This window comes from Loigolactobacillus bifermentans DSM 20003 (assembly GCF_001434575.1).
GTDB lineage: Bacteria > Bacillota > Bacilli > Lactobacillales > Lactobacillaceae > Loigolactobacillus > Loigolactobacillus bifermentans.
In genome coordinates, this window is sequence record NZ_AZDA01000033.1 from 33809 (window position 1) to 44371 (window position 10563).

Below are 10563 nucleotides of genomic sequence, written 5' to 3' on the forward strand. Positions count from 1 at the left end.
GCCGTTTGTTTCAAAAAGTACTAGTCGCCAATCGCGGTGAAATCGCGGTCCGCGTTTTACGAACCTTAAAAGAAATGGGAATTGCCAGTGTGGCGATTTATTCAGAAGCGGATCAAGAGAGCTTACACGTACAGCTAGCCGATGAGGCGATTTGCGTGGGCAGTGGGCCGGCGCAAGATTCTTATTTAAATCGCGAAAATATTTTAAGTGCAGCCATTTTAACTGGGTCAGAAGCCATTTACCCAGGGTTTGGTTTTTTGGCAGAAGACGCACAGTTTGCCGAAATGTGTGCTGCGTGTCAAATCGTCTTTATTGGTCCAAGCGCCGAAAATATTGCCTTAATGGGTGATAAAGCACGGGCGCGGCAGTTTATGCAGCAGGCCAAGGTACCGGTGATTCCAGGCAGTGATGGCTTTTTAGAAAGTTTGGCGCAAGCCGAAAAAGTCGCCGCAACCATTGGCTATCCCATTTTATTAAAGGCCGCTGCTGGCGGCGGTGGCCGGGGCATTCGGCGGTTAGAAAATGCTGACGATTTGCGCACCCATTTTGCAGCGACCCAACAAGAAGCGCAAACCGCGTTTGGGGATGGCCGCATGTATTTGGAAAAAATTATTGCGCCCGCTAAGCACATTGAATTACAGGTGATCCGCGACCAACAAGGTCATACCGTGGTCTTTCCTGAGCGGGATTGTTCTGCGCAACGACACCATCAAAAGTTGCTGGAGGAAAGTCCTTGTGTGCTGATTTCAGCGGACCAGCGGGCCCATTTAATGGCATTGGTCAAACAAGCTGCAGAGGCGTTGCATTATGTAAACACGGGGACCATTGAGTTTCTGATGGATCAAAAGCAACAGTTTTATTTCATGGAAATGAATACCCGGATTCAGGTGGAACATCCGATTACGGAAATGGTGGCGCAAGTCGACTTGATCAAGGCGCAATTAACTGTGGCCATGGGGCAGCCTTTGCCTTGGGAACAGGCTGCGATTCAGATTCACGGCCATGCCATTGAATGCCGCATTAACGCAGAAGACCCAACGCAGGACTTTTTGCCAGTGGCCGGTAAAATTGACTATTTGTACTGGCCAGTAGGTGGTGTTGGTGTTCGAATCGACAGCGGTATTTATGCCGGTAGTGTGGTACCACCATTTTATGATGCCATGTTAGCCAAGTTGATCACCTTTGCTCCAGATCGGAATGCAACCATTGCGAAAATGCAGCGGTTGTTACAAGAAACCATTATTCGTGGGGTACCGACTAACTGCGAATTTGAAGCAGCCTTGCTGGAAGATCCCACCTTTTTGAAAGGGGAACTCACCACTATGTCTGTGAATCAAACGGTTTTGCCGGATTGGTTAGCTACAAAGGAGGCGGATTAACATGCGCTTATTCAATAAGCGGCATTACATTCATTTACCAGCGGCTCCGGCGGAACTGAAACAGCGGCAAAGTCAGGTGCCCGATGGCCTTTGGCAACGGTGCCCTTATTGTCATGAATCGGTGTATTATCGCGACTTAGGCGCTTTTAAAGTGTGTCCTAATTGTCAATATGGGTTCCGTTTAACCGCACAACAACGACTTGATCAGTTGACCCATCAATTTCAGCCTTGGGATACGGGCTTAACGGCCCAAGATCCGCTCCACTTTCCTGGTTATCAGACAAAGCTAGCACAAGTCCAACACAAAACTGGTTTGCAAGAAAGTGTTGTCACCGGTAAAGCACGCCTAGGCCATTATCCGGTGGCATTAGGTGTGATGGACACGCATTTTTTCATGGGCAGTCTAGGCAGTGCCACCGGTGAGAAAATCACGCGTTTGTTTGAAAAGGCTACGGCACAGCGGCTGCCAGTGATTTTATTGACGGCTTCTGGCGGCGCGCGCATGCAAGAGGGCATTCATTCGTTGATGCAAATGGCCAAGGTCAGTCAAGCTGTGGCAGCGCATCATGCGGCTGGTTTGCTTTACATTGTGGTGCTAACCGATCCAACCACTGGTGGTGTGACGGCGAGTTTTGCCATGGAAGGTGATCTGATTTTGGCTGAGCCACATGCCTTGGTTGGTTTTGCCGGACAGCGGGTTGTTGCGCAAACCACGCAGCAGCCGTTACCATCAGATTTTCAACGGGCCGAAACAGTGTTACAAACAGGCTTTATTGATCGAATTGTCCCGCGGCCGCAGTTGGCGCAAACCTTGCGCCAGTTGTTGGCTTGGCATCAACCAAAGGTAGGTGAGTAGCATGGCAGCGTTAAAACGCTCTGCACAAACAGTCGTCCAAGCAGCGCGCTCCGATAAAAAAATCACCACACAGGCGCTGCTAGCTGGTTTATTCCCAGATCTGATGGAATTATTTGGCGATCGTTTAAGTGGGGATGATCCAGCCTTGCGTGGCGGGATTGCAACATTTGGACACCAACCAGTGACGGTGCTAAGCACTGATAAAGGTTCTGATTTAGAGAGCAAGATTGCGACTCATTTTGGCAGTCCAACGCCGACAGGTTATCGGAAAGCCTTGCGCTTAATGGAACAGGCGGCTAAATTTAACCGGCCGATCATTAGTTTGATCAATACCCCTGGTGCTTATCCAGGACAAAGTGCTGAAGAACAAGGACAAGGCGCTGCGATTGCGGCCGACTTATTGAAAGCCAGCCAATTACCGGTGCCGATGATCAGTTTGATCTTCGGCGAAGGTGGCAGTGGAGGCGCCTTGGCCTTGGCTTGTGGCGACCGTGTTTGGATGCTTCAAAATAGCTTTTACGCCATTTTGTCACCAGAAGGGTTTGCCAGTATTTTATGGAAAGACGCTAAAAAATCTGGGCAGGCGGCTAAAGTCATGCAACTGCTACCAGAGCAATTATTAGCACAAGGCATCATTGAAAAAATCGTGCCTGAAAAACAGCCAGCAACCTTAATCGAGACGTTGCGGGAACAGTTGCTGGCAGAAATTGCGCGCTTACAGCAATTAACACCAACTGAATTATTGGTCCAACGCCAAGCGCGTTTTCGAAAGTTTTAAATGAAGTCACCTTTTAAGGTGGCTTTTTTGGATTGTTTGTGGTGATTAAAGGCCTAAATAAGTGGTTTCGTAACCCAATAACCTGTCTTGACATGCTATTTAGCCACTTTTTAGTTGAAACGCTTGTTTTTGATAAGTGCTTTCCATTATACTAACCAGGAATAGCCGAAAGTGACTGCTATCATGTTGCAAAAGAAGGGATGATCGTCATGGTTTTAGCGACCATGCGCTTCAGAAATGATGTGCGCCAATCTAACAAAACATTGTCCTTGCTACGCCGTGCAATCGATACGCCGCCCGATTTGGTTCAGGTCATAACGGACTGAACCAAATCGAAAGGACGGTTGATGATGGAGAAGCATATTTTTTTTGCGCAACCAATTGTGGACATCAATACTGGAAAAACACTGAAAAATGAATTGTTATTACGGGTGAGCCACCAAGATGATTGGCATTTACCAGATCATTTTAATATTTCGTTGGATCTACAGTCGAAATTAATGAATGAGGCTTTGCAGAAGCTAGACGTTAAAAATATTGATTTAAACTTAACCGGGCCGCAGTTTGCGGATGAAGGTTTCCTGGCAGGTTTAACGTTGTTTAAACAAAATAATGATATTTTAGAATCACTGACCATTGAATTAACCGTTGCGCCTGATCTGGATACATTGAAAGCAGTCGGGCAACAATATCGTAAAGTGGGCATTCGTTTGGTGATCGATGATGTCGGGTCGGATAATCGCCTGTCAGAAGTGATTGATCTGTTGCCCTACGTGGATGGGATTAAATTTGCCATTCAAAACCTCCGTGCAACCGGTGATGTTCAGGCAATGGCAATTCGAATCCAACACTGGAAAAAATTGGCAGACCAACATCAGCTGACGTTTACGCTGGAAGGTATTGAAACGGCACATGACATTGCGTTGGCTAAAAAGTTAGGTATTATTTTAGGGCAGGGCTACCATTATGGTAAACCGCAGCAGCCTGGAGCAAACGTCTGTTAGGTCGTTACTGACCTAAGGGCGTTTTTTTTAATGTAATCCTTGTGGAATTTTCAATAAGGACCTTTATGAAAATGTTATACTATTTACAATTAAAAATGAAAAAACGAGGGAAACAGCATGGGGAATTATAATTGGGGCAGTTGGTTGATCGAGTCTGTGATCGCCATCTTCTTTATTTCAGGCTTTGTGGTCTTTTATCACCAAGAATGGTTGCCATTATTGGGACGGCGAGATTATTCGCCGCGCATGAAACAACGCATGACCCATGTGGGCATGACGGCTTTTATTTTCCTAATGGCGATTTTCTTTCAAGCGGCTGCGTGGTTGGACCCGATCAATAGTCTGACCTATTTGAATTTCAGCCTATACGTGCTGATTATTCCATTAATGGACAACCAAGTTTTTCAATTAGAATTTTGGGTACGGGCCGCAGGTTTAGTGCTGTTTTGGGTTTACAACGATTTGGTCTTAGGCTGGTGGTTTGCCCTCTCCCTAGTGAGCTTATTGCTGATCTTAATTGTGATCAATCGCTGGGGTGATCAGATTCGTGATCGGGCTTTCGCTGATCTAGGGATGTCGTTTTGGATCGGGATCACTTTTTGGATGACGCAAACGCAACTGGTACATTCGTATCTGGTTATGGGCATCGCCATGTTCTTCTTGATGAACGTGTTTAACTTCTTTTATTGGACCGCTGCACGGCGTAGTGAGGCTGAGCATACGGAACTGGTGAAACAGGTGAATGTGGACGCCTTAACGCGGGTGAAAAACTTCTCGGCTTTTCAGCGTGACGGCCGGCAACTGATGCTACAATCGATCGAACCGGTGACCTTGGTGATGTTTGACATTGATCATTTTAAACAAGTCAATGATCGTTATGGCCATACAGCAGGTAACTTTATCCTGTCAGAAGTGGCACGTAGTATTCAACAAATCTTAGCAGATAGTCCGTTAACCAACTATGAGTTTTATCGCACAGGTGGTGAAGAATTCAATATTATTTTTGCCCAACGCCAAACCGCAGATGTGTTGGATTTAGTGGTGGACTTTTGGCGCCAGATTCGGGAACACAATTTTAAATTTGAAGAATTTGATATTAGTATTACCTTATCGGTAGGCGTCACGCAGCGCCAAGCCAGTGATACCACCTTTGCCATGCTGTACAAACGGGCGGATGATAACCTGTACCATTCGAAGCAAAATGGGCGGAACACGATTACGGTAGAAGGCGAGATCTACCGGTCTAATCATCGCCATGATGTGGCGCTGACCTACCGTTTCTTTAACCAACCCATCGTCGATGTGGCGACACAAAAGCCGATTCGTAATGAATTATTGTTGCGCATGTACCATCCCCGGTTTAAACAGTGGCAATTGCCACGAATTTTTGAGATCTCTGCGGATACACAAATTGAACTGCTCAAAACAGTCTTGCCACAATTGGAAGTCAAGCGCGTGAGCATTAATCTCACTGCGCGACAATTTGCCAACAAGGTGACGGCGCGACGGTTAACAGCCTATTTCCAACATGAAACCAGTTTACAGGAAATGGTTGTTGAGGTGACGGAAGTGCCGACGCCAGATGTGATGCACCAGATCAGCCCAATCTACCATGCAGGTGGGGTGAAGATCGCCATTGATGATGTGGAGTCCGATAATGGCTTTGAAGTGGTGGTGCCGTTACTGGCGGATGTTGATATGCTAAAATTTGCGCTTCAAAATTTAGCCTTTGAAAAAGAACAGGCGCAAGTTTGGGAGCAAGCGGCGTTTTGGTATGACTTGGCCCAACAACATCAATTGGCTTTTGTCTTGGAAGGCGTGGAAAATGGCGCTGATTTAGCGCTGGCCAAACAATTAGGCATTACACAAGCGCAAGGCTACTATTATGGTCGGCCGATTTTGCCGGCGTTGGATTAGTGGGGGCTGTCATGAAAAAACGTTATGTTTGGTTAGTTTTAGGCCTGTGTTGGTTTTGTGTCAGTACCAGTGTTCATGCAGCAAAACAAACGTTAACCAGCATGGTCAACACGCCGTTAACTACGCTAGATAGTACGAAATACGCGGTGGCTTCTGATTCAGAGGCCATTACCGCCTATGCAGAAGGACTTTACACGTATGATGCGCAACAACATATTGTGCTAGGCGTCGCTGCTAAGGCTCCGACAGTCAACCGTGCGAAAACCCAGTACACGTTTACGTTGAAACACACCCGTTGGTCGAATGGTCAGCCGGTGACCGCCGATGATTTTGTCTATGCCTGGCAACGTTTAGCGAATCCGAAACGCAAGTCCCGAAATGCCAGTAAAGTGGCCTTTTTGCAAAATGGTGCCGCAGTGGTCAGCGGCAAGCGGCCTTACACGGCGCTTGGCGTTAAGGCTTTAGGCAAGTATCGCTTACAGATCACATTGGCCCAACCCACCCCTTATTTGTCCCGCACCTTAGTTGGGGCGGCGCTGGTACCGATTAACCGTCACTTTGCTCATCAAATGGGGGCTAAATACGGTACCGCTGCCCGTTACGTGCTGGCCAATGGTCCGTTTCAAATTCAAAATTGGAACGGCACACAGGATAAGCAGTGGCGTTATGTGAAAAATCCTGACTATTGGGATGCTGCACAAGTGACCTTACAGCGGGTTAAATTACGGGTGGTGCGCACTTCAAAGCAAGCAGCGCGGTTATTTGATCGCGGACAGCTTGATTATGCGCAGTTAACAGATCAAACCGTGCAACGCTATACTGGTTATAAAGTGTTACATCAGCGGCAAACCATTACAGCGGCCTATTTATTCTTTAATACGCAAGCAGTCGATTTGAAGAATTTAGCGTTACGGCAGGCGTTGGCCCAATCTTTTGATAAACGCTTATTGGTGGATGGTGTTTTACGGAATGGCTCAGAACCTTTAAACGGGCTGATTCCGGAACAACTGATCAAAACACCGACCCATCAACGCGATTATCGCACCGCTGTCGGCAAATTGACCAATACCAGCTATAATGTTCGCCGGGCAACTAAGGCGTGGCACAAGGCCCAAGCCCAGTTAGGCCGTCGCAGGTTAACGGTGACTTTATTACTGTCGAACACCCCGCAAAACTTGCAAATTGGCCGATTTTTACAAGCCCAAATGCAGCATACGTTACCCGGCTTAACCGTTAAGCTGAAAACGGTATCCCTGGAAAAACGAATCCAATTAGAAGGCAAAGGCCATTTTCAGATTGTATTAGGCATGTGGACCCCAACGGATACGGACCCGGCCAATTATGTTGGCTTCTTTAAGTCAACGAGTTTAATGAATGTTTCGCACTATCAAAATGCCGCGTATGACCGTGGCTTGGCTGAGCTGTCCGGCCGTTTGGCCACCCAGCCATCCCCACGGATGCACAAAATCAAAAGTTTAGAGCAGCAGGCCGTTTCTAAAGCAACCGTGGTGGCGCCTGTTTACCAAAGCAGTCAGACTTATTTACAGGCGCAACGCGTGAAAGGCCTGCAAGTCTCTAAACTTGGCTCAATGGTTAATTATAAATTTACACACATTCAATCATGATTGGATAGAAAAAAGCAGCCTTCAGACTTCAATCTGGCGGTTGCTTTTTTGGTTAGGCGTTCATTTTATTGAAATGGATGTAACGTAAATTCATTTTTATGATAGTCCAGTAGGCCGGCTTGCTTCATATCGCTTAAGGCCGCGGATAAGGCGGAGCGCTCAACCCCTAAGTAATCGGCCATTTCTTGGCGATTGTAGGGAATCTTTAACGGGTTGGTTTGCTGACGCTTGGCTTCAGTTTTTAAATAAACCAACACTTTATCAGCGGTTTTACGTTGCGAGAGAATCGCTACCTTTTTGTTAAGCAATAAGCTTTTTTGCGAGAGGATCTGCAATAGATTGCGAATGATCCGTTTGCCTTCTGGCATCCAGGCTACTTCCAGTAAGGCCTCTGGCTCAAAAAAGAGCACTGTGGCTTCGGAAACGGCATCCACTGAAACAGGCAATGTTTTCGCACCTGCGTATAAGTAAGCTTCGCCGAATAAATCGGCAGGATCAATGGTGGCAATGATCATCCGATCGCCTTGGGGGTTTTCTTTGATGATCTGTACCCGGCCGGCGCAAACGAGTCCCAAGCTAGTGACTTGTTCGCCGGCCTGCCAGATCCGCTGACCTGCGGCGTAGGTGCGTTGCTGAGGCTGAGCAATTTTAAGCAGATCGGGTAATTCTTGTATTGAAAGCGACTGAAAAAGTCGCGAATTTAAAATGATAGGATAGAACTTGTCCATATTTTTTTCCTTTCCGTTGGAAATCCAACCGCAAAAATTGTTTAAAAGCGCTATCATTTTGTTATCAAAATATCAAACGATTTGATTCGAAAGGTGATCGATAAAAAATGGCAGTCGCAGAAAAAATGTTCTGTTTCCAATGTGAACAAACAATGAAAGGCATCGCATGTACAAAAGCAGGGGTTTGTGGCAAAACCGCACCTACTGCTAATTTACAAGACGACTTAATTGGCGCATTGATCGGCTTATCCAAAGTGGTTCCTGAAGGTGATACTGACAGCGAATTAGCCCGTTTAGTATTAGACGGCTTATTCACCACCTTAACCAATGTTAACTTTGATGATCCAGCGATTCAAGCTCTTTTAGACAAAGTAAAAGCCCAAGCACAAAATGTTGAGATCTACGATATGGACAAAGTTTGGCATAATGAAAACGAAGATATTCGTTCATTAAAAGCTTTGATCTTATTAGGCTTAAAAGGGATGGCTGCTTATGCCCATCAGGCTGCCGTTTTGAAATATGTTGACACCACAGTTAACAACTTCTTCTTCAAAGCATTACGTTTGATTGGTGACGACAACGCGTCACAAGATGACTTATTAGCCACAACCATGGAAACAGGTAAAGTTAACTTCATCGCCATGGAATTATTAGACCGGGCCAACACTGAAGTTTATGGCAACCCAGTGCCAGTTGAAGTCCCATTAACCATCGAACCTGGTCCATTTATCGTGATTTCTGGTCATGATCTGTATGACTTGAAGTGCTTATTGGAACAAACCAAAGGCAAAGGCATCAACGTTTACACCCACGGTGAAATGTTACCAGCCCATGGCTATCCAGAATTAAAAGCTTACCCACAATTAAAAGGGAACTTCGGGACAGCTTGGCAGAACCAACAAAAAGAATTCAAAGATATGCCAGCACCTGTTTTGTTCACCACTAATTGTATCATGCCTGTTCGTAAAAGCTATGCTGATCGTGTTTATACAACTTCAGTTGTGGGTTATCCAGAAATGCAACATATCGGCGCAGACAAGGACTTCTCACCATTAATTGAACAAGCCCTTGAACTGGGTGGCTACGATGAACCACAAGAAATGACTGGGATCAACGGCGGCCATACAGTAACAACTGGTTTTGGCCATGACTTTGTTTTGAAGAACGCTGATAAAGTCATTGAAGCCGTTAAATCTGGCGATTTGAAACAAATCATCTTAGTTGGGGGTTGTGACGGTGCACGGGTTGGCCGGAACTACTACACCCAATTTGTAAAGGAATCTCCTGAAAACACGTTGATCTTAACGGTTGCTTGTGGGAAATACCGTTTCAATGACTTGCAATTAGGTTCTATCAATGGCTTACCACGGATGATGGACATGGGGCAATGTAACGACTCTTACTCTGCCATCAAAGTTGCGTTAGCTTTGGCAGATGCCTTTGATTGCGACGTAAACGATTTACCATTGTCATTAGTACTTTCTTGGTACGAACAAAAAGCCGTTAGTGTCTTGTTGACCTTATTGTCATTAGGCATTAAGAACATCCACTTAGGCCCAACTTTGCCAGCCTTCATTTCACCTAACATTTTAGATTTCTTGAAGGAAAACTTCGAATTAACACCAATTACTACTGCTAAAGAAGACTTAGCACGGATCTTAACACCACAAATGTAATTGGGTTCTGAAAAGCGTCGTGTTTTTTGCGGCGCTTTTTGTTTTGTACTAAGCGCCACTGTTGGCCTTGAAAAGTGTCACAAATGATAACAAACAATCCTGCCACTGATGACTTGCGGTGAGTCGTAAGCGCCAGCCTAAGGCTCAGGTCAAATCGTGTGACTGATGATCAGCATAACACTAAACTTGTTAAGCCCAACAATTGCTGCCATACCGCGCAGTGTCGCAGGGAATGGCTAGGGTCTTTTCAGCTTTAAAAGGTCAATGTCAGATATGGTTAATTCAGTTTACGAGAACTGGACTGAGACTTTGTGAAAATCTATTGAGTTCTTTCATACGCTTTAGTAAGATACTATTTGTAAACAAATCAACGAATTAAATTTAAATTGCTCACCTTCAAGATAGATCAAGCTTAACCGCTTTGAAGGACGACCCGTTCGCAGGGGAACATCACCCGCTGCGCAACGGGTCTTTTTTATTCTTAAATAAAAAAGGTGTTGGCGACAAGGAGGAACTTCATTATGAAGAAAATTTCATTATTAACCCTGAATTATGCATATGCATCAAATTGATTGGCCAAATTATCAGTTTTACGTAATT

The 10563-nt window shown here is 45.6% G+C and carries 8 protein-coding genes; 7 read left to right on the plus strand and 1 reads right to left on the minus strand.

The features are described from left to right. Positions 1-5 precede the first annotated feature (5 nt). From FC07_RS05315 to FC07_RS05340, 6 genes are all read left to right on the plus strand, one after another. Complete coding sequence (locus FC07_RS05315; protein ID WP_057904089.1) at positions 6-1379, plus strand: acetyl-CoA carboxylase biotin carboxylase subunit; 1374 nt, start codon at positions 6-8, stop codon at positions 1377-1379. A gap of 1 nt (position 1380) precedes the next feature. Beyond that, on the plus strand, positions 1381-2235 hold the full coding sequence (gene accD / locus FC07_RS05320) for an acetyl-CoA carboxylase, carboxyltransferase subunit beta (RefSeq protein WP_057904090.1): 855 nt from the start codon (positions 1381-1383) through the stop codon (positions 2233-2235). Position 2236: 1 nt separating this feature from the next. After that, entirely contained in the window at positions 2237-3013 is a 777-nt protein-coding gene (gene accA / locus FC07_RS05325; RefSeq protein ID WP_057904091.1) for an acetyl-CoA carboxylase carboxyltransferase subunit alpha, read from the plus strand. Positions 3014-3363: 350 nt separating this feature from the next. Beyond that, the gene (locus FC07_RS05330) at positions 3364-4017 is read left to right on the plus strand and encodes an EAL domain-containing protein (protein WP_162255866.1); all 654 of its coding nucleotides are present in this window, start codon (positions 3364-3366) and stop codon (positions 4015-4017) included. A gap of 117 nt (positions 4018-4134) precedes the next feature. Continuing rightward, complete coding sequence (locus FC07_RS05335; RefSeq protein WP_057904093.1) at positions 4135-5934, plus strand: sensor domain-containing diguanylate cyclase; 1800 nt, start codon at positions 4135-4137, stop codon at positions 5932-5934. An 11-nt stretch (positions 5935-5945) separates the two neighbouring features. After that, on the plus strand, positions 5946-7559 hold the full coding sequence (locus tag FC07_RS05340) for a peptide ABC transporter substrate-binding protein (RefSeq protein ID WP_057904094.1): 1614 nt from the start codon (positions 5946-5948) through the stop codon (positions 7557-7559). 65 nt (positions 7560-7624) lie between these two features. Here FC07_RS05340 and FC07_RS05345 read toward each other — a convergent pair whose 3' ends face one another. Further along, on the minus strand, positions 7625-8287 hold the full coding sequence (locus FC07_RS05345) for a Crp/Fnr family transcriptional regulator (protein ID WP_057904095.1): 663 nt from the start codon (positions 8285-8287) through the stop codon (positions 7625-7627). A gap of 107 nt (positions 8288-8394) precedes the next feature. On the opposite strand from FC07_RS05345, the gene hcp reads away from it, so the two are divergent. After that, a complete protein-coding gene (hcp, locus tag FC07_RS05350; RefSeq protein WP_235807462.1) occupies positions 8395-9963 on the plus strand; it encodes a hydroxylamine reductase in 1569 nt (522 codons plus the stop codon). Positions 9964-10563: the final 600 nt, after the last annotated feature.